Here is a 20,145-nt window from a genome sequence, read left to right as displayed (position 1 = left end):
AAGTATTCCAGCGAACATGATATTATTTCACCTCTGTTACTTCTCCCACAATAGGCTTTGACGCAAAATCAACTAAACCAATATACTGCAACAAGTTAGCCCAATCATTAGCAAAAATAGGATTTTTTGTTTCAGCAAGGCGAAGTTCAGCTAGCTCAGACAAAGCTGAATACCAAATGCCTTTTTCAGCATAAATAGCGATGCGCTGCCGTGGTGTGGTAGCTGATTTCAAAAGACTTGCTAATTCAGGTTTGAGAGGTATTCTTTGCACCCATCCACGTACAAATATTGGGTTAGATAGTTGTTGTTTAGAACAATAAAGTTTGAAGTACCATTGATAGTCTTTGTTAACTGCTAACACTACTGTGGGTGGTAACTTCAAGCTTACAATACCTGGCGTATTAGGCAGAGTAAAATTTGTTCTGTAAACGTCATTATTTGTTTCATCTTGCAATACAAATTCGCCAATGGGTGTGTCTGTTGGTTTATAAGGAACAAAAAACCAAAAGCTAGGAGATTCATCAACAGTCAAACCTACATTTTTTTCCGGTATCAATGCAGTCGTTAAAACATCTACAGGCGGACAGTCACCACGACTTCCAGTTCCTTTCCTTTTAATAGGCCTACCTCGGCTTGATCCATCTGGTTCTTTGTCTTGAAAGTGAATTTGTGTGGTCTGAGAATTGTTATTAGTCGGTTGATTGGGTTGTGCTATTACTGGTAGGAAATAGCTCACCCAGCCAAGCAACATACAAGCTATAGTCAATGCACATTTTGATTTGCTCATTTGTCATTGTTTTTGTATGTTTAAGACCTCGTCCTTAAGGACGGGGTTTAACAATCAATTGTCATAGGTTGAGCATATAGTAATCAAATCAAAAAACTGTTGTTTTCTTGATTGGTTACTACATATTTTTGGAATTTCTCCTAGAGAATGCAATTTTTTTTGGTTTGACCATATCAGGAACATCAGTCAAGTCTGTTAAGTTAATCTTTGCTATTATTCTTTGTTGGTGTAATTAAAATCAGATTATGCACTTCAGAGCTAATGTAAAAACATAAAAATTTTTTATGCACGGTACAAAGTTACATATTGTAGTAACTTTTTTAACGCAAAGGCACGCGGAGTTAGCGCAGAGGAACGCAGAGTCTCGCTAAATTTAATCCACTACGAATTAATGAAATGGTGTACTAGGTTACAATAGTTTTTTGATTTTACTTAACAAATAAATATATTTTTACTCTTGACTTTGAGATGAAGTTAGGGTTGCTACGCTTGCTCCACCAGCTAGTAAGACTAATGTTGAGGGAAGCAGTGGTATCCAGCCTCCTTGTATAATTAAGTATAAGCAAGTCACATATAAAATGCTGCTCGCACCTGCTAGAGCAATCAGCAAACGTAAGCGCGATCGCATCTGCCAAGCTAGTACACCACCAACTACACACCAACTCCAGATCCACAATATTTCAGACCACTTTGGTAAAACCCATAACAACGGTCGCTCATCCAGGACAGCACTGAGGATCTGACTTACCATATGTGCTTGTACAACTACCCCTGGCGTTTGATGACTGTAGGGAGTAGACCAGTAATCGTGAAAACTTTCGGCAGTGGTACCAATGAGAACTATGCGATCGCGTACTAAATCGGCAGTAAGTTGATTGTTGAAAATTTCTTTGAGAGTAACTTGTTGGGCAACTGAATCGGCTGCGCGCCAATTTAACAAGACTTGATGACCGAGATTATCTATACCAGTGTAGGCACCACTGTTTTGTTGTATATTTTTAAACACAACTTTGCCGAACTGCCAATTATTTTCAGGAGTTAGTTGAGGTTGAATACCATGATTTTTTAAGTAACGACTCGCAAGGCGAAAACTCAAAGATTTATCAGTCGCACAGGGAGGTGCAGGAGCCATAGTCAAGATTTGGCGACGAATGACGTTATCAGGATCAGTAACGACATCACTAAAACCTTGGCGTTGAAGTTGACTAGAAACTTCTGGGGGTGGTGGAACACCAGAATCAGTTTTGTTTTCACCACCTCTACATATGGCAATAAAGCGATCGCTTGTTTGCATTGTCTTGGCTAAATCTGCATATTCTGGTTTGACAGGGTTCTCACGATAGATATCCAAACCAATAACGCTGGGGTTGAACTGTTCCAGTTTTTTCACAACTTCAGCCAAGGCTTTGTCTGATAGCGATGCTCCTGCTCTTTCTGTGGCGGGTTGGGCGCTCACATCAGCTTCTGTGACTGTTACTACCAGTATCCGAGGATCGGGGTCTTCAGAAGGGCGCGATCGCATCAATAAATCAAAAGCTGCTAGTTCCCACGACTGCAACATTCCTAGTGATCTAATGCCAACAGTAAGAGCAGTGATTACCACGCTTGCTTTGAAGATGATGGGGAGAATGCGTCGGGGAGGTAAAATCGGGGGGCGGTTGCTTAGGTGTTGTTGTGGCCAAACTAACGGTTCTGCTGCTGGATTTTGGCAAATCATCGGTAACCAGCTGGCACAGGGGAATTGATTTTCCAAACCTTGTAATTTATTCTGTGCTTCTCGCAGCGCCAAATAAAAAGATTCTCCATGAGCAAAAGCTTCGAGAAAGTGCTTTAAAAATTCTTGGGCGACAAAATCGGGGACTGGTTCGCGCATGACAATCATTTGGGGAATATGCAGAGAACCTAATTCCCGCGCTAATTCCAAACCTTCGCAGGAGTTAAAAATGACTAAATTCAGACCGCGTGCGATCGCTGCTTTGAGAGCATTTTTTAATTGAGCGATCGTCAACGTCTCTGTTTGATTGATATGAATCTGACCAGTTTCTCCTTCAGCACCAGTGGAACCATGACCTGCAAAAAATAGCATATCCCAGCCTCGTCTATCCCAAAGCCAGCGATCCAACTCTTGCCGTTGTGGTTCGACCAAAAAAATAATTTCCGCACCTGGTAACTGTTCTAGAATCGCCCGATCTTGCTGGACATCAATTCCCTGACTATTACCCAGAACAGCGAGAATCCTAATTTTTCGCCCAGGATTTTTACGTAAGGGCTTAACTTGCTCAACCTCTAAAACACTTGAACATGCCACTGCCTTTTGGTAGTCTTCAAAAAAATCCCACAGATGCCAAGGTAAACGTCTCACCTGGTGATCTTCTGTTGCCAGAATTACCCGGATTTCATCATCAGGATTTAATTTGGTGCGTAATTTTTGGTCAATGTGACGAAATTGCTCAGATTTCAGCCAGGAATTAATTTGTTTGTGTAAATCATCGCATAAATTACTAAAATCAACAGAGGAAACATTCGTGACATCATCTTCATCTATTTCGATATCTGTATCCTCTAAATCATCTGTGTAACTGCGCCAATCCAAGCTAGGGTAAAGAGCTTCATAGAGTAATTGATAAAGCAGTTGCCAGCGTTTGTAAAGTGACCAAATTTCTGGTGCGGGTGGTAGGCTACCCGTAAATTGCATGGCGATGGGATTACCTTCTTCCCAGAGTGCAGCAGTAACAGAGGGAAAGCCTTGCTTTAAATTACCCTTTCCCAGGTTCAATACAACTAATTTACTCATGGCTGTTAGCCAACAAGCTTCTCAAGCATAAAATCTTCTTTAATACTGATATCACCTAAGGTTACTTGTAAACTAAAATTTTTGCCTGGGGGAGATTTAAATTTTTTGAGTTGAATGAAATTGTCGTGACTTCTAGATTGTACTTCCTGAAGAATGTTTCCCGACCCCGAAAGTAAAAGTAACTTCAAATCAGGTGGTAGATACACTTCTTCATTGGCTGGATGTAATTGGACACGGATACTGACTTTCTCATCTATCTCTGATGTCAAACCAATCAGCAGCACCACAGCAGTATTCCTGAGTTGCATTCCTAAATCAATCAACTTAGCTCCCTTGACACGAACTTCATTCAAGGTTGCATCACTGCGGAACTGCACAGCTAAAGTATTTTGTTGTGAACTAACGAGGGTGTCAAAAGAGTGCCAACCTCCTTCAAAGACATTTTGAAACCATTTACTCAAGTTATTTACCAAGGGTTGGCTGTATGCAACTAAATTACCTTTATGTTTTGCAAGCCTTTTCTGGTATAAATCCTGTCTACCTTGATCTAGTGCCAGTAATGCCATCCATTCTTGCCCACTCACATTCTCGGGCAAATCAGGAGTCCAGTGATCCAGTTGCTTGAGTAGTTTCTCGATTTGTACACTTGACAATTCTGGCAACATTTTTAGCTCTGGTTTTTGCACAGAACATACTTCCCGTGCCACCCACATTACATTTATATCTGCAATTAAATCTTCTTCATCTAACAAGTAAGTTCGATCCATCAAGTCATATTTAGCTTTTTCTCGAATTTGTTGGTGGGTTGTGTATCCCCAGACTCCTATCCAGTTTTCTTCTAAGTTAATCTGCACAGCTAGATAATAATCAGCCGCCCAGTTGGGAATATCAACCCATTCTTGGGGTATGCGAAATTCTGTCAGATTACTTTTATCGCTAGGAATTAGCACTAGCCGCAGTTCACCTACAGTTAAACAAGTACCATTCACAAATTCCCAAAAACTAGGTAACTGATGATCACTTGGCCAAACCTTGGGAGTTTCACCTAAATCAGGTTCTTCTTTCAACCAATCTAAAAAAGCATTCAAACATAAACAATTGAGATAGGCATTCCAACGGGTAGTAGGGTTAGAGTAATGATTTTGAGCAGATATTTGCCATGCAGTTTGTTGTTCTTGATCTGATAAATCTAACCATAACTTATCTGGGTAAAGCACCATTAAATCATTCATTTCCGATTTCATATTTTTATCCCTGTTTGGCAAAATACAATTTGCTTTTCAACCATTCTTCAATGAATTCAGCTATTTTTTGATTGACTATTTCGAGAGAATTTTGTTCTAAATTCATGTTCTTTTCTAATTCGTTTTTGAAAGATATAATTAGGTTTTGTTTCACCTGTGATAATAGACTTGATGCTTCCGATAAGAAAATACTAATCTGCTGATAGTTTTGTTGTCCTAAAATTTGAATTTCATGGAAAACAGCCAACAATTTATCTTGTTCTGGAGATTTTTCTCCAATTCTATCTAATGTTGAATATAATAGTTTTTGACAATGCGATCTAATACATTCATTCATGGCATCTTTAATATTTTCAATATCTTTTTCATTGTGAAAACAAACATCGGGATGAACTTTCTTTAATTCCTTTACTAAATCTTTTAATATACTTTGGTTATATCTTGATAATTGACGGGCTACTTGATATTGTTTTTGTAAGTCTGGATAAGTAGCTCTTAAAATTGTTGCTATTTCAGTTTGAGTCAAGCTTAGCCCTTGCCAAAGTTTTAAGATTATTTGACCAGTTTCTGGTATGGAAGCAAATAAATTGGAGATAATTGAGTTAACTTGTTTCCATGCTTCTTCTTGTATGAGATTATCCCAAGGTGTTAGTGTGGGGTCAAAAATATTGTCATATTCTTCTAAGGATAAAAAACGTTTGGTACGATAATCACGAGCTGCCCGCACACAGGTTGATAGCATAAATTGAACTTTCTCGCTGGAAACTGGTGCTGTGGGAAAATCTAGTTTGTTTATTTGCTGGTTATAACAATGGGCAATTTCTTGGAGATGCTGTTGATTGGGAGGTTCCAAACTACGACTTCCTTGAGAGCGTGTTGGTTGATAGATTTTATCTAAACATCGCCAAACTAAGCAGTAAGAATTAAGCTTTTTGTGATTTATCCCTTTAGAGAGCAATGCTTCCCGTAATTCTTTAGCGTTTAAATCTTTGAGTAAACCATAATCAGAAAATTTTCCTCTCTTTGCTTCTATATCATGCTGATAAATTGTATTGCTAATTAACCTTATGATTGCTGTTTTAGCATATCCTTCGATATTAGTCAGGGGATATTCAACATTAAAATTTTTCAGGAGTTTACCTGGTGGATTAGCAGCTGCATTGGCGATTTGAAAATATTCTTCCAATGGATATTTATGCCGGAGATATTTAAATCTTTGATAAGCTTTTTGAGAAGCCCATAAGCAAGCTTCTTGCAAATATGCAGACATATGTCTTCCAGCTATAAAAGAAGACGTGGTGAAGGGGAGACGGGTTGACGCGGAGAGTCCATCAATATTCACCGCGTCCCCGTTTCCTTTTGTCTCCGTATCTTCTTCTGTTGACGCCTTCCTTAAAACTTTCAGAAAGTACTGCGCCCAAAATTCTTCATTTGCGTCTGGTTCTGACTCCACTAAACTTTTTATACAACGTTCTAGGTCTGGGTCTGTTTGCCAAATAGGATTTAGATCACTACTGGAGTTGCCAAAACTGAGAAACGTTGAGAACTTTTCAATGATATCTTCACGTTTTTTCATGAAGTGTCCTCTGGTTTTTGCTTCGGTCAACTATTAATGAGTCAACCTGACTCTGTGAATCTGAGGGTTCTTGCTATTTATGTATGGGAATTGCAAACACAGGATTATGCAGGAAATGGCACAAAAAGACCTAAATTTTATGAAAATTTCGGCTGAGGTGTTATTAAAATGATTTTGATCTGTCGAATTAGCGATCGCCTCAATCCCTAAGCTGAGCAAAACTGCCAATCCCATCTATATAATTTATTCACTTCCCGTTAATTACTGTCCTGGGGAGGAAGATTTTACGACTATGTTAAATTACCTAGCTTTAGTTGCGATTCCTTTGTAAAGATATCCGATGATTTTGGGCGTTTTTTTGGTATAAAACTCTTCCAAGCTCACTTTATCGAACTGATTCTCCAAAATTTGTCGGATATTTCGATTCAGATGACAACCGCCTGCAATTATTTTTTGTAATGGGGTCAATCGATTTTGCCAGACTTGGACATTAGGTTCATTGCTTAGCCCATGTTCAATGAAAAAAAATCTTCCTCCCGGTTTTAGCACCCGATAGATTTCTTTGAGAGCTTGTTCAACATTCTCAATACTACATAAAGTCCAAGTGCTGACTACGCTGTTAAATGCATGATCTGCCATTGGCAGGTTTTCACCACTTAAAATGTGATGGTCTACTGTAATTGAAGATGCCTGAATACGTTTTTGGGCTAGTGCATGAATGCCTGGGTTGACGTCAACTGTGATAATTTTGTGAATATGTTCTGGATAGTAGGAAAGATTTACTCCGCTACCAAAACCAATTTCGAGAACTTCTCCTTCTACATTTGCCAAAACCTCTTGACGATATTTAGCCAGACTAGGATCTGATAGCGACCAATCAATCAGATAGGGAAGGATTTTTTGTGAGTAAAAGCCCATTTTTTCCTAGTTATAGAGATACTATTTTACGTACTTATCGTAGCAATATTTAACGTTGTAAAATTTCTTGGGTGTTAGCAGGACGCTGGGCTACATCCCGCGCCATCAACCAATCAATTAAATCCAGCAGTGAGGGTGAGACATGAGTAGCGCGATCGCGCCAGTACAAAATATCATATTTTTTTCAAATCGTAGACGTCCCCAACAGTGGCTTCTCGTAGGGTACACTCATGGAACATTCATGGAACACAGATAGATTATCGGTGTGTATCCTGTATTCCATGAATGTTCGTCAATCAAAATCAACTAAGCAATTGCCAAAAAACCTTATATTGCTGCTTCAATTCACCGTCTTACGTAAATCGTATTTTAGAAATCGATCACCGATGCACACAGATAAACACAGATAGGTTATTTGTATGCTTTTGGGTTAAAGAGTTTAATTTTCTTGCAAAAAAGCTTTTACAGTTTGGTTAAAGGCTTCAGGTTGGGTCAAAAATGGCCAATGATTACCAGGAACTTGGCACAGTTGTAGGTTTTTGAGGTATTTTTTGTAAGGCTTCAGTTGCCATTCTTGGCGGTTAAGACCTTTTTTTGGCTGGACAAATAAGGCGGGAGTGTGAATTGGAACTGTTAAACCAGGAACCTGCATTACTTCCTCAAAAATGCGATCGCGTGCAGCTATTGTAAATTTGCTACCCCAGCTACCATCAGGTTTTTGTTCTATACCTGCTTGAAAAACTTTTTGTTGTAAGGGACTCCAGCCTTGATATTGATTCAACTGACGGGCTTGTTTTTCGGCTGCTTCGTAAGTGGGGAATGGGCCCATTGCTTTGAGAAATGACAAGAAGCGATACAACATGGGAAATGTCACCTTCAAGAAACTGGGCATTTGCCAGATAAAAATCGGGTCGACTAGAATCATACTCCGCAATCTTTGTGGATTTTGTCTGGCCCAGATGCAAGCTAATTTACCACTCCAAGAGTGGGCGACGATATGAGTGCTTGTCCATCCTAATTTATTCATCAATGCTTCTAGGTCTGCGATCGCACTCTCAAAGCTATAGTCTTTCTCTGGCTTACTACTTTCGCCATGACCGCGTAAATCAGGGGCAACTATGTGGTAGTGTGGCGCTAGATAATCTCCCAAACTAGACCAAACTAGGGCATGGTCAGCTAAACCATGCAGTAGCAATAAATTTTCTTGACCTGGATTTTGGTTCCACTCCAAATAAGAAAGTTGAATATCAGTCTTTGCTAAAGTTTGACGTACGGGCATGATTGCAAAATTACTTATGAAGAAATTACTTGCGGTTTTTATAGTACTGAACCTTTGACCAAAAAAAAGAGCGCTCCACAACGAAGCGCTTTTGTTAAGCAATCGTAGAACAATAAACTTAAGTTTAATATCAAAAACCCATCTTTAGATTACAGAAATTGGGGCGATAAAATTACAGAGAAATATTACGAAGCTTGTGTTTGTGCATCTACATCCGTTGCAGAAATTATTACAAGTTTTTAAGAGTAAATTACGCAGAAGTAGCGTTAAAAATTGTCGTTATGAAAAGGCAGGAGGCAGATGGTACAAATAAAGAGGTGTTTAGTCAACTTTACTTTTCGTTACAAGATCATCTCTTTTGAAGCCGCTCCGGGTCTATGCTTTTACGGTATTACTTCATCTAAACGAGAAGCACCATAATAACAAACCAAATTAAAGCTCTTAATTATCTCGGTGTTACTGTTTAAGGTTTTGCCAATATCGCCGATACCAATATTGACCACTACGAAGGGCAAACCAAAGCAAGACCAGAGCAATTAATCCTCCTTGTCGGGGAGCGCCAAGGGCAAAAAATACCAGGACAATACACAATAAATCTTGAATGAAGACTGCCCACAGGGGTATGCCGCGCAAACGAAAGAACCAGCCGACTTGAGTTAGCTGGAGTACCAAGGCAAATGTACCTCCAATCAGAGCAATCAGCCAGTTGGCAGGTGCTGTGGCTGAAGCTACTGCTAACCCCATGATTGCTCCTACAAGTGGAGACAAGACAAGCTGCACCACTTGCAGCACTCGTTGTCCCATCAGTTTTTTAGAAGCAAGTAGTTCGACAAATGACCAACTTGTGAGAATGCCTAGCAAGACAGGTGAAGAAATGTGAGATAAGATTGGTACTTGTGACCAAAGAAGCCGACCTTGTAATAGTCCAATAAACAGCAAGGGTAAGGCAGTTCTCATTCCTGCTGCGGCTGAGGCAGAAAGTGCGGCTAGGAGTTCAATCATAAGGCTCAAAATCACAAATGCAGAAGCAAACAGTAGCTATTTACACTTCCCTGTGATGTGATTTTTTCACAGATTAAATAGCTTAGGTATTAGAGTACTGAAGTTTATCAGTATCTGGATATATTAATGTTGTATACTACTTCCGTATATTTTGGGTAGTGGTTGTTGCTAGTTGTTAGTTGTTTGTTGTTTGGAACAATCAACAACCAACAACCAACAAACAACTAAATTCCCAACCGTTGATAGATTTGCTCTAAATGCTGCAAGTGGTGTTGTGGATCAAAACATGCTGCAATTTCTGCTGGTGACAATTTGGCGGTGACACGGGGATCTTTGCTAATCAAGTCACGGAAATTGCCTTCCGGTTTGTTCCAAGCAGTATGAGCATTTTCTTGGACAATTTTATAGGCTTCTTCGCGACTGATTCCCTTTTCTACTAAGGTGAGTAAAACTCTTTGGCTAAAGACAACGCCGCCATAAACATTCATATTCCGCGCCATATTCTCTGGATACACCAGTAGGTTTTTTACCAAGTCGGTTGTCTCCACAAGCATAAAATGCGTCAAAATGCAAGCGTCTGGCAAAATTACTCGTTCGACAGAACTGTGGGAAATATCCCGTTCATGCCAAAGGGCAACATTTTCTAAAGCTGCGACAGCATGACTTCTAATGATTCTAGCCATGCCTGTGAGGCGTTCGGAACGGATGGGGTTGCGCTTGTGAGGCATGGCAGAAGAACCTTTTTGTCCTTTAGCAAAGAATTCTTCGACTTCCAAAACATCAGTTTTTTGGAGGTTGCGAATTTCCACTGCAAAACGTTCGATGGAAGCTGCAAGTAAAGCTAATTGTTGCACGAAGTCGGCGTGGCGATCGCGTGAGATTACCTGTGTCGACGCTGCATCTCTTTGGAGTCCGAGTTTTTGGCAGGCGATCGCTTCTACCCGTGGCTCGATATTGGCATAGGTTCCCACTGCACCGGAAATTTTGCCCACAGCGATGGTTTTCCGGAGAATTTGCAGACGTTCTTGATGGCGCAATACCTCTGCTAGCCACCCAGCGAGTTTAAAACCAAAGGTGATGGGTTCGGCATGAATACCATGAGAACGTCCGATCATCACCGTGTAGCGATGTTCTTTCGCCTTCTGACGAATCACATCAATTAATGCTTGCACATGTTGCAATAATAAATCCAGACTAGCAACAAGTTGCAATGCTAAAGCTGTATCCAACACATCAGAACTAGTTAAACCCAAGTGAATGTATCGTCCAGCATCACCCACATATTCATTGACATTTGTCAAAAAAGCAATGACATCGTGACGGACTTCTGCTTCAATTTCTAACACTCGTTTGGGGTCGAAATTCGCCTTGGCTTTAATTTCTGCAACCGCCTCGGCTGGAATATAACCTAATTCCGCCTGTGCCTCACAAACAGCGATTTCTACTTGCAACCAGGTTTTAAACTTATATGCATCTGTCCATAAATTGCCCATCTCAGGCAAGGTATAACGCTCAATCACAGTCCGTCACAGAGTACAACCGTCATATTGTACAGTGACCTGTGCGTTAAAGGATCGGGGATCGCGAGGAGTGTGGGGAGGTGGGAACCCCGAGTTCCCCATTGTTTCCCTTGTCCTTCTTCCCAATTTTTAATTTTTAATTGTTTTCTCTCCGTGTCTTTTTGTTCTCCTTGTTTATTTCGTTTAGAGAAACTGCATAATCAGCTGGGACAATACGAGAACCATATCTACGAGCATAAACCTGCGTAAATTCTGCCCCAAAAAACAAGATTTGAGCGGTATAGTAAACCCAGACTAAAATCACTACTATTGACCCAGCAGCCCCATAGGTAGAACCAAAAGTAGCGTTACCCAGATAATGTCCTAGCGCATACCTACCCAAGGAGAATAAAAGTGAGGTAATAGCTGCTCCAATTAAAACATCCTTCCAAACAATTTTGGCATCTGGTAGAACTTTAAAAATTAACCCGAATAGTAAAGTAGTGATGACAAAAGCCAGTATGAAGTTAATAATTTGCCAGACAAAATCGACGCCTGGCAGTAAATATTGAAAATAGTTAACCAACGCTGACAATACTGTACTAATTACCAAAGACACGAGGAGTAAAAAGCCGATCGCTAACACCATTGCAAAGGACAAAAAGCGTTGGCGAACCATGTTTTTTACCATTTTTCCTGGTTTGGGTTGTACTTCCCAAATCGTATTGAGGGAATCTTGTAATTCTGTAAATAAACCAGTAGCACCAAAAATTAAGACTACTATACTAATGAGTGAAGCAATAGTTCCTGCTCGCGGTTGGCTAGCGCTTTCAATAGCATTTTGAATAACTTCTGCACCCGCAGGGCCAATTAATCCTTGAAGTTGGGTAAAAATTGCGTTTCTTGCTGCTGCTTCTCCAAATACTGCACCTGCGATCGCAATCACAATTATTAATAATGGGGCGATAGAAAAAATTGTGTAATAAGCTAAGGCTGCCGCTAACCGCGATGCTTTATCTTGCTGCCATTCGTTAAATGTTTCTTTGAGTAAATCCCAAATCACTGTTAATTTCATTAACTCTGTCTCCTTTGTCAGGATGGTTTTTTTACCTCCCGCTTTGATAAATACTAAATTTCTGGAATTTTCCACATCTTCCTCAAGATGTTCATGCAGCATCCTGGAGGTAGAATTGTGGCTGATGTGAATTTTAGCTGTGTTACAAATTATGTTTTGGAAGACGAACACAGATGCACACCGATAAACACCGATGGACACTCTGCTACCTAGTGCGGAAACCTCTGCGATCCTCTGCGTTTCAAGAGGTAATAAGTATTTTTCTTTCCTATTACCAATTACCGATTACCAAAGTTTGGAATAATTTCTAGTTCTTGATGGCCTGTTTGTTCATCTACTGTTCTGGTAAAAGCAAATTCTTCTGTGTATCCAATCACTATTTCCGCAGTAGTGTAGATAATACATCCATTATCAAGATGTCCACCAATAGTTTTACCTTCTTTGTCAGCGATCGCAATGTGAAGATGAACACCTGTGTTAGCAATTGTACCGTTGAGAGAAAGAATTTCAAATTTGTCTGTTAAGACTGTACTCGTTTGTTGATTAGCAAAACGAATGCTTGCTTGTTTGAGGCTACCAATTGCAGTTAAGATAAATCCGGCGTTAATATTTTGATTTATGGCAAAAATTTTTAGGCTCTCTCTTAAATCTTCATTAGGTCTGAGTCTAAAGGCAACTACTTTCATAAAGTGTTGATAAATCTTCTGGTTTTTATAGGAATCCGGTTTGGTTTTTGAAAAAATTTAATTTTGTGTAGTAAGCTGAAACAACTAAAATAGTGCAATAAATCTCTTGTTTTATCTATGTGTTCTCTCTTGCTTCATGCGGTTTATTAATGCAGCGTTTTAGTCTTGTTAGTCCACTACACGAAATTAGGTTTTTAGATCTTACTGAACCGTATTGATCGCTAATCCCCAATTGCCCTCAACCCAGATATTTCTGCACTTGCAGCACTAATTCATTTGTCCAGTAGTTAGCAAGATCGGCTGCTTCTGCTTCTACCATGACTCGGATCACTGGCTCTGTGCCAGAAGCACGGACTAAGATTCTCCCAGTATCACCCATCGCAGCTTCAGCTTTAGCTATTGATTCTTGCAGAGGTTGGCATTCTTTCCACGCCATGCGTTTGTGGCGATCTTCTACTCGTACGTTCCGCAATAGCTGGGGGTAAGTGTGAAAGCTTTGATCTACCATTTCTGCGAGGGAAGCACCTGCCTGCTGTACTAAGGCTGCGACGTGTAAAGCTGTGAGTAATCCGTCTCCTGTGATGCCATAATGACGGCATAAAATATGACCAGATTGTTCTCCCCCCAGCATACCGCCAGTTTTCTGCATTTCTGCTTGCACGTATTGATCGCCGACAGGTGTGCGAATCAGTTTACCACCGCTTTGCTTCCATGCTCTTTCAAAGCCCAAGTTTGCCATGACGGTGGACACAATTAAGTTATCTGGCAATGCTTGCTTTTGCTGGAGGTGGTGTCCCCACAAGTAAAGAATGTAATCGCCATTGACTTGCCGTCCATGATTATCTACTGCTAACACGCGATCAGCGTCGCCATCAAAGGCAAAACCTAGATCAGCGTTGTGTTCCCTAACTGCTGCTTGCAAAATATCGAGGTGAGTCGAACCACAGTTGACGTTAATGCGATCGCCATCCGGTTGGTGATGCAAGCAAATAACTTCTGCCCCCATCGATTCAAATACTGATGGTGCTAACCCAACTGCTGCACCCCAAGCCAAGTCTAAAACTACTTTCATACCTTGGAGATTAGCTGCTTCCAAAGACTGCGTTAACGCATTTGTGTAACTCCCCACCAACTCCGGGCGTGGATAGTATCTACCACAATTGCTAACACCGGTAGATGCTGCCACACCCCGCAGTCCGGCTTCAATTTCTGCTTGCAAAGCTTGGGGTAACTTTAAACCATCTGCACCAAATATTTTAATGCCGTTATCCTCTGGCGGGTTGTGGCTAGCAGAAATCATTACCCCACCAATGGCATCACTCATACTGGTAAGATAGGCAACGCAGGGAGTGGGACATAAGCCTAAATACCAAACTTCTAGTCCTGCTGCTGTTAACCCTGCACTCAAGGCCATTGCCAGCATATCGCTGGAGTTTCTTGAGTCCTGCCCAACAATTACTGCTCCTGAATTAGCGGTATAAGACTGTAGTACGATACCCGCCCAATAACCAATTTGCAATGCTAGAGGTGCACTCAGTAATTCCCCTACTCGCCCACGAATGCCGTCTGTGCCAAACAAGGGAGTTGTCGGTAATGAGATGCTATTGGGTGCAAGGCTACCCTCGATAGCTTTCTGCAATTTATCAGGCTCAGAAGCAGAACTACCACCAAAGCCTTGAGTCCGAGTTATAGATGAGACCATAAGTAGAAACACTCCACACAGACACACAGAAGATTATGACTAATCCCCTATCAATTAGGTTTTACCACGATATCTGATTTGTTTTCTTTTTACAGATTTATTTGCTCTTCAGCTCTCATTTAAGCAGAAATACTTAATAATTATATGAAGCTTTGGTAAAAATAATCTCAAAAAATTAATTTATGTTGGTGGTTAGTTGTTAGTTGTTGGGGTTGGCGGGCATTAGGCATTGGTTATTCTCCGCGTCCCCGTGTATCCCCATGACTTTACAGATTTTAACTTCTTTTTACAATTCATAAACATACCTCTGTGCCCGTGATTGTCGTTGCTGTGTTGCACAATACAAAGTCTTGACACTTAAAAAATATTAATAGAAATTCTCATCAAATAGCTTTACTGTAACGTTTTAGTGGCTTTTGTAGCCGTTCTGAAAAAAGGCAACTATTTACCTTTTAAATTTGAGAAATTTAGCATGAGCAGTAATTTAGCAACTAAATTGCGTGTAGGCACCAAAAAAGCCCACACGATGGCAGAAAACGTTGGTTTTGTCAAGTGTTTTTTAAAAGGAGTTGTAGAGAAAAACTCTTACCGCAAACTGGTTGCCAACCTCTACTTCGTGTATTCAGCGATGGAAGAGGAAATGCAAAAGCACAAAGATCACCCTATTGTTTCCAAAATTAATTTTCTGGAGCTATACAGACAACACAGCTTAGAAAAAGACCTGACTTATTACTACGGTACTAACTGGCGGGAACAAATCCAACTCTCCCCAGCAGGACAAGCCTATGTTGGGCGCATCCGGGAAATTTCTGAAAAAGAACCAGAATTGTTAGTTGCTCATTCTTACACCCGTTATCTGGGTGATTTGTCTGGGGGACAAATTCTCAAAGGAATTGCCCAAACAGCAATGAACCTGAATGGGGATGGTGTCGCCTTCTATGAATTTGCAGATATTGACGACGAAAAAGCATTCAAAAACAAATATCGTCAAGCCTTGGACGAACTCCCGATTGATGAAGCTACAGCCGATCGCATTGTTCAGGAAGCAAACGACGCCTTTGGTATGAACATGAAGATGTTCAACGAATTAGAAGGTAATTTGATTAAAGCGATCGGGCAAATGCTTTACAACACCCTCACCCGTCGTCGGACTCGCGGTAGTACTGAAACCGGACTCGCTACAGCCGAGTAAAAGCTGTAACAATTTTGGATTTTGGATTGTAGAAAACAATAATTAGTTGCCAATCTAAAATCAGATAGTACTAAATCTTGGTATAAAAATCTTAGGGGTAGTAGCCTTGAGATTACCTGTAGCAGGCATGGGTAAGCGCAAGGAGACTACCCCTAAACAATTAAAAATTAAAAATGAAAAATCAAAAGTTGGGATAAGAATAGTAGAGTTTCGGCTTAAAATAACAGAGGTTAATTTCCACACTCAATTAAGTTCAGTATTTAGCAAAATAATATAGTTACAAGTTAAGTACTGGAATTTACTTATTTCTAAGACTAGAAAAAATCATTCCCAGCATGGCTACAAAAATTCCTGTCACCGTAATCACTGGTTTTTTAGGAAGTGGTAAAACTACTTTGATTCGCCACTTGTTACAAAATAATCAAGGACGACGCATTGCTGTTCTGGTCAATGAATTTGGTGAACTTGGTATAGATGGCGAACTATTGAAATCCTGTCAAATTTGTCCAGAAGATGGTGAGAGTGAAGATAACATTTTTGAATTAACCAATGGTTGCTTGTGCTGCACAGTGCAGGAAGAATTTTTGCCCACAATGCAACAATTACTCAAGCGACGCGATCGCATCGATTGTATTTTGATCGAAACCTCTGGTTTAGCATTACCAAAACCATTAGTAAAAGCATTTCGCTGGCCAGAAATTCGTTCCGGTGCTACAGTTGATGCTGTAATCACCGTCGTCGATTGTGCAGCAGTAGCAGCTGGAACCTTTGCCAGTGATCCACAAGCAGTAGAAGCACAAAGACAAGCAGATGATAGCTTAGAACACGAAACACCCTTACAAGAATTATTTGAAGACCAACTAGCTTGTGCAGACTTAGTTATTTTAAATAAAACTGATCTAATCGATCAAGAAACAAAAGCAAAAGTTGAGGATTTAGTTAAACAAGAATTACCCAGAGTCGTCAAGATCGTAGAAAGTAATAAAGGTCAACTTGATCCATCTATCTTATTAGGATTTAAAGCCGCAGTTGAAGAAAACTTAGATACTCGTCCCAGCCACCACGACACCGAAGAAGATCACGATCACGACGAAGAAATCACAGCAACGCACTTAATTTTAGACCGTGATTTTGACCCGCAAATACTACAAAAACAATTGCAAACTCTTACCCAACAAAAAGAAATTTACCGGATTAAAGGCTTTGTCGCAGTACCTAACAAACCCATGCGCTTAGTTATGCAAGGCGTAGGGACACGTTTTGAACAATTTTACGATCGCCCTTGGAAACCAGATGAAGTAAAGCAAACCCAGCTAGTTTTTATTGGTCGCAAGCTCAATCGTACTGAAATTGCAGCACAGTTAGAAGCGAGTTTGTGTTAATTTATTGCCTGATCACAAGCCTAGTGAATTACAGGACAGATCATTCGTTCTGGAGGAGGGCAATAGTTGATCACAACCTCATATTTACTCACTATTTCTATTTGTAATAGCTATGACGATTGCTCAACTGTTTAATATTGCCAATCTTTACGTTTTACCTTTTTGGGCTTTGATGATTTTCTTACCCAACTGGAAAATTAGTCGTCGGGTAATGGAATCATATATTCCTTTTGTGCCATTAGCATTAGCTTATATATATTTATTTGTCAGCAGCATTACACCAGAAAATGCCCAAGCATTATCGAATCCTCAATTAGCAGACATTGCCAAATTTTTCGCTGATGAAACAGCAGCTGCTACAGGTTGGATTCATTTTTTAGTAATGGATTTGTTTGTCGGTCGCCACATTTATTTACAAGGACAGAAAACAGGGATTTGGACAATTCATTCCCTTGCCTTATGTTTGTTTGCTGGGCCAATGGGATTACTTTCTCACATTTTGACTTACTGGATAGCGAAGAAATTTTTCCCAAATTCACAAAATGAGGCAACAACAGTAGCAGAAAAAACTGTGTCATCTACGTAATTATTTTCAATTGTTGGTTTAAGGTGTGTTACCCTAACACACCTTAAAAACTAGACTTTAGCAAGAGTCACTTTTTCTTGCTGATCTTGATATTTACCCTGACGTGCTTCATAACTAATAGCGCAGGGTTCACCTTCTAAAAATAGTAATTGCACAACGCCTTCATTGGCATAAATCCGACAGTCAGCACTAGAAGAATTAGAAAATTCTAAAGTTAAATGACCACGCCACGCAGCCTCCGCAGGAGTTAGATTCGCAATTATACCGCATCTTGCATAGGTAGATTTGCCAATGCAAATTACTGTTATATTGTCTGGCACTTCCAACCTTTCCAAGGCAACCCCTAAACCGTAGGAGTGTGCAGGTAGGATGAAGTAGCTGCCATTAGTATCTGTATGCAGTGGTGTTGGTTCCAAATTGTGAGGATTAAAGTTTTTGGGATCAACAACAGTTCCAGGAATGTGGCGAAAAATTCGGAACTCAACAGGAGAAAGCCGTATATCATACCCGTAAGAAGACAAACCATAGCTGATAACACGGCGTAAGTGTGGAGCATCTGAATCTTTAATTTCTCGAATCAGGCTAGGCTCAAAGGGTTTAATCATAGCCTTTTGAGCCATTTGAGAAATCCAAATATCGTTCTTAATCACAAGTAGAGAATAATCGAAAAACCAAATTATATAGAATATCCTGAATTGGACATGGGCGATAGGGGGTAGGTGATTAGGGATCAGCTTAGGTAGAAATAATCTTTAATTCTTAATTTCCTGTTCCTAGCCCCCAGTAACCGTTTCGCGATCGCCTCAAGGTTGATGACTGCGACGAATCTCTGTGATTTGATCCGCTACTTCCAGAATCGACTTGGGCATATCTGGCCCTGTGAGAATGATATCAACATGAGCAGGACGTTTTGCCAAAAAGGCCATAACTTCCGTTTCTGGAATCAAGCCAAAGTTAATTGCTAAACTTAACTCATCTAAGACAACGAGAGAATACTTAGCTTCACATACGACCTTTTGTGTATGTTGCCACAACTTTTGTAAGGCTTGAGTTTCGCTTTCATCAAGGTGTGGTGTATCGATACAACGAGGCAAATCACAACGAATCCAATCTAAATTTTGCCCCAACCGAATCGGCCGTTCATGTCCTTGATGAATGCCTCCTTTGAGAAATTGCACTATTAACACTGGCGTACCTTGACCAGCAATTCTCAGTGCTTGAGCCATCACACTAGTAAAAAAACTACGATGCGTACTCGTGAAAACTTGTACGAGTCCTTTTATCGAGTATGGTAAGCTGAGTGTCAAATTTTCGTTTGGAGTTTCTAGCTGGGCAATCATAAGTGAATATAAAAAAATACAATAGATTAAAGCGTTTTCGCGGAGGTTTGTTCTGGTAAGTCTGCTTGTATAATCAAACTATTTTTAGGATATGTAGTTTATTTGGCAAGTTGCATTCTTAGTCAAACACTACCTCTGTACTCAAGTCAAGGTTTGTAAAGATTTTATTTTTGGTTTGACTTATGAAAAGATTGGTAAAAATTAAAACACATAATTTCCAATTTCAATCAAAGGAAGAAATTTAGGTAAATCGCTAAATAATCTGAAAAATTCCGGAATTTTTCAGATCTTAAATTTTCTTTTAACTCAGCAAAACAGACTTAGACAGTTGTGAAATTGACAAGACCAGGAGTTTAGTGTTGTGAGATTAGTGATTGTGGGAGGTTCAGGATCTGGGAAAAGTACTCAAGCGCAAAAGCTATGTAGTCAATTGGAAATTCCTTTGATCGCAACAGGTGAGCTATTGCGTCAAGCAATTGCTAACTTTACCAACTTGGGTCGCTTTGCACAACCATATATGGCAACAGGGGAATTAGTGCCAGATGAGGTGATTATTGAATTTATCCTGACTCAACTCAAGCAGCCTGATGCTAAACGTGGTTGGGTGTTAGAAGGTTATCCTCGTACAGCCTTTCAAGCAGAAGAATTAGATTTTTTGTTGGATCAATTAGGACAACAATTAACTTGGGCAATTTATCTACAAGTACCACAAGCGGTTATGGTGAGCCGTGCTTTAGGACGTTCTCTTCCAGATGATCAACCAGAAATTGTCCAACGTCGCGTTGAGTTATTTTACGATCGCACCATTCCGATCTTGGAATATTACGACCGTCGCCGCCGTCTCCTAACCATTAACGGCGACCAATCACCAGAAATGGTGCTACACAGTATTATGAATCTGCTTTCTGTTTGTTAAGTTAGTGGTTGGTTGTTGGTTGTTGGTTGTTAGTGGTTAGTAGTTAGTGGTTGGTTGTTGGTTGTTAGTAGTTAATGGTTAGTAGTTAGTGGTTAATAGTCATTTGTCACTATTTATTGTCCTCACACCCCCCACACTCCCCACACCTCCCCATCTCCCCACCACCC

General features: G+C 40.2%; 17 protein-coding genes. 4 read left to right on the top strand and 13 right to left on the bottom strand.

The window, feature by feature from the left end:
- Positions 1 to 22: 22 nt before the first annotated feature.
- The 11 genes from NIES592_RS05615 to glmM form a co-directional block, all read right to left on the bottom strand.
- Entirely contained in the window at positions 23 to 787 is a 765-nt protein-coding gene (locus NIES592_RS05615) for a DUF928 domain-containing protein (RefSeq protein ID WP_231936340.1), read from the bottom strand.
- Between the two features lie 451 nt (positions 788 to 1,238).
- Positions 1,239 to 3,581 (bottom strand): CHASE2 domain-containing protein, encoded by a 2,343-nt coding sequence (locus tag NIES592_RS05610; RefSeq protein WP_073555154.1) that lies wholly within the window; start codon positions 3,579 to 3,581, stop codon positions 1,239 to 1,241.
- 5 nt (positions 3,582 to 3,586) lie between these two features.
- Positions 3,587 to 4,825, bottom strand: coding sequence for a DUF1822 family protein (locus NIES592_RS05605; RefSeq protein WP_073555153.1), 1,239 nt, complete (start codon positions 4,823 to 4,825; stop codon positions 3,587 to 3,589).
- Between the two features lie 4 nt (positions 4,826 to 4,829).
- On the bottom strand, positions 4,830 to 6,401 hold the full coding sequence (locus NIES592_RS05600) for a hypothetical protein (RefSeq protein WP_073555152.1): 1,572 nt from the start codon (positions 6,399 to 6,401) through the stop codon (positions 4,830 to 4,832).
- Positions 6,402 to 6,701: 300 nt separating this feature from the next.
- On the bottom strand, positions 6,702 to 7,319 hold the full coding sequence (locus NIES592_RS05595; RefSeq protein WP_073555151.1) for a class I SAM-dependent methyltransferase: 618 nt from the start codon (positions 7,317 to 7,319) through the stop codon (positions 6,702 to 6,704).
- Between the two features lie 439 nt (positions 7,320 to 7,758).
- On the bottom strand, positions 7,759 to 8,598 hold the full coding sequence (locus NIES592_RS05590; RefSeq protein WP_073555150.1) for an alpha/beta fold hydrolase: 840 nt from the start codon (positions 8,596 to 8,598) through the stop codon (positions 7,759 to 7,761).
- Between the two features lie 456 nt (positions 8,599 to 9,054).
- On the bottom strand, positions 9,055 to 9,600 hold the full coding sequence (locus tag NIES592_RS05585; protein WP_062243368.1) for a DUF4126 domain-containing protein: 546 nt from the start codon (positions 9,598 to 9,600) through the stop codon (positions 9,055 to 9,057).
- Between the two features lie 224 nt (positions 9,601 to 9,824).
- Positions 9,825 to 11,120 (bottom strand): adenylosuccinate lyase, encoded by a 1,296-nt coding sequence (purB, locus tag NIES592_RS05580; RefSeq protein WP_073555149.1) that lies wholly within the window; start codon positions 11,118 to 11,120, stop codon positions 9,825 to 9,827.
- A gap of 136 nt (positions 11,121 to 11,256) precedes the next feature.
- Positions 11,257 to 12,174: a YihY/virulence factor BrkB family protein gene (locus NIES592_RS05575; protein WP_073555320.1), complete on the bottom strand. Its 918-nt coding sequence runs from the start codon at positions 12,172 to 12,174 to the stop codon at positions 11,257 to 11,259.
- A 278-nt stretch (positions 12,175 to 12,452) separates the two neighbouring features.
- Positions 12,453 to 12,860 (bottom strand): PPC domain-containing DNA-binding protein, encoded by a 408-nt coding sequence (locus NIES592_RS05570; RefSeq protein ID WP_062243359.1) that lies wholly within the window; start codon positions 12,858 to 12,860, stop codon positions 12,453 to 12,455.
- A 238-nt stretch (positions 12,861 to 13,098) separates the two neighbouring features.
- Positions 13,099 to 14,562 (bottom strand): phosphoglucosamine mutase, encoded by a 1,464-nt coding sequence (glmM, locus tag NIES592_RS05565; RefSeq protein ID WP_073555148.1) that lies wholly within the window; start codon positions 14,560 to 14,562, stop codon positions 13,099 to 13,101.
- Between the two features lie 472 nt (positions 14,563 to 15,034).
- On the opposite strand from glmM, the gene NIES592_RS05560 reads away from it, so the two are divergent.
- The 3 genes from NIES592_RS05560 (at position 15,035) to NIES592_RS05550 (ending at position 17,722) form a co-directional block, all read left to right on the top strand.
- A complete protein-coding gene (locus NIES592_RS05560; protein ID WP_009456616.1) occupies positions 15,035 to 15,754 on the top strand; it encodes a biliverdin-producing heme oxygenase in 720 nt (239 codons plus the stop codon).
- A 335-nt stretch (positions 15,755 to 16,089) separates the two neighbouring features.
- Positions 16,090 to 17,136 carry a cobalamin biosynthesis protein CobW gene (gene cobW, locus NIES592_RS05555; protein WP_062243353.1) on the top strand — a complete coding sequence of 349 codons (1,047 nt, stop codon included), beginning with the start codon at positions 16,090 to 16,092 and terminating at the stop codon, positions 17,134 to 17,136.
- A gap of 112 nt (positions 17,137 to 17,248) precedes the next feature.
- The gene (locus NIES592_RS05550) at positions 17,249 to 17,722 is read left to right on the top strand and encodes an ABA4-like family protein (RefSeq protein WP_062243350.1); all 474 of its coding nucleotides are present in this window, start codon (positions 17,249 to 17,251) and stop codon (positions 17,720 to 17,722) included.
- Between the two features lie 50 nt (positions 17,723 to 17,772).
- On the opposite strand, the gene dcd is transcribed toward NIES592_RS05550, so the two are convergent.
- Both dcd and NIES592_RS05540 read right to left on the bottom strand, forming a co-directional pair.
- Positions 17,773 to 18,342, bottom strand: coding sequence for a dCTP deaminase (gene dcd / locus NIES592_RS05545; protein ID WP_062243346.1), 570 nt, complete (start codon positions 18,340 to 18,342; stop codon positions 17,773 to 17,775).
- 183 nt (positions 18,343 to 18,525) lie between these two features.
- Complete coding sequence (locus tag NIES592_RS05540) at positions 18,526 to 19,062, bottom strand: P-loop NTPase family protein (protein ID WP_073555147.1); 537 nt, start codon at positions 19,060 to 19,062, stop codon at positions 18,526 to 18,528.
- Between the two features lie 361 nt (positions 19,063 to 19,423).
- Between NIES592_RS05540 and NIES592_RS05535 the strand changes: the two genes are divergently transcribed.
- Positions 19,424 to 19,978 (top strand): adenylate kinase family protein, encoded by a 555-nt coding sequence (locus NIES592_RS05535; RefSeq protein WP_009456598.1) that lies wholly within the window; start codon positions 19,424 to 19,426, stop codon positions 19,976 to 19,978.
- Positions 19,979 to 20,145: the final 167 nt, after the last annotated feature.

This window comes from Fischerella major NIES-592 (assembly GCF_001904645.1).
Lineage (GTDB): Bacteria > Cyanobacteriota > Cyanobacteriia > Cyanobacteriales > Nostocaceae > Fischerella > Fischerella thermalis.
The sequence above is the reverse complement of the archived record's forward strand: the minus strand, read 5'-3'. Positions and strand labels throughout refer to the sequence as shown.

What these genes read in the sequence shown, in the direction of transcription:
- NIES592_RS05590 (WP_073555150.1), bottom strand. Translation starts at nt 8,598, where the DNA reads ATGCCCGTACGTCAAACTTTAGCAAAGACTGATATTCAACTTTCTTAT.
- NIES592_RS05575 (WP_073555320.1), bottom strand. Translation starts at nt 12,174, where the DNA reads ATGAAATTAACAGTGATTTGGGATTTACTCAAAGAAACATTTAACGAA.
- NIES592_RS05600 (WP_073555152.1), bottom strand. Translation starts at nt 6,401, where the DNA reads ATGAAAAAACGTGAAGATATCATTGAAAAGTTCTCAACGTTTCTCAGT.
- NIES592_RS05570 (WP_062243359.1), bottom strand. Translation starts at nt 12,860, where the DNA reads ATGAAAGTAGTTGCCTTTAGACTCAGACCTAATGAAGATTTAAGAGAG.
- NIES592_RS05610 (WP_073555154.1), bottom strand. Translation starts at nt 3,581, where the DNA reads ATGAGTAAATTAGTTGTATTGAACCTGGGAAAGGGTAATTTAAAGCAA.
- NIES592_RS05550 (WP_062243350.1), top strand. Translation starts at nt 17,249, where the DNA reads ATGACGATTGCTCAACTGTTTAATATTGCCAATCTTTACGTTTTACCT.
- NIES592_RS05540 (WP_073555147.1), bottom strand. Translation starts at nt 19,062, where the DNA reads ATGATTGCCCAGCTAGAAACTCCAAACGAAAATTTGACACTCAGCTTA.
- NIES592_RS05560 (WP_009456616.1), top strand. Translation starts at nt 15,035, where the DNA reads ATGAGCAGTAATTTAGCAACTAAATTGCGTGTAGGCACCAAAAAAGCC.
- glmM (WP_073555148.1), bottom strand. Translation starts at nt 14,562, where the DNA reads ATGGTCTCATCTATAACTCGGACTCAAGGCTTTGGTGGTAGTTCTGCT.
- cobW (WP_062243353.1), top strand. Translation starts at nt 16,090, where the DNA reads ATGGCTACAAAAATTCCTGTCACCGTAATCACTGGTTTTTTAGGAAGT.
- NIES592_RS05605 (WP_073555153.1), bottom strand. Translation starts at nt 4,825, where the DNA reads ATGAAATCGGAAATGAATGATTTAATGGTGCTTTACCCAGATAAGTTA.
- dcd (WP_062243346.1), bottom strand. Translation starts at nt 18,342, where the DNA reads ATGGCTCAAAAGGCTATGATTAAACCCTTTGAGCCTAGCCTGATTCGA.
- NIES592_RS05585 (WP_062243368.1), bottom strand. Translation starts at nt 9,600, where the DNA reads ATGATTGAACTCCTAGCCGCACTTTCTGCCTCAGCCGCAGCAGGAATG.
- NIES592_RS05595 (WP_073555151.1), bottom strand. Translation starts at nt 7,319, where the DNA reads ATGGGCTTTTACTCACAAAAAATCCTTCCCTATCTGATTGATTGGTCG.
- NIES592_RS05615 (WP_231936340.1), bottom strand. Translation starts at nt 787, where the DNA reads ATGAGCAAATCAAAATGTGCATTGACTATAGCTTGTATGTTGCTTGGC.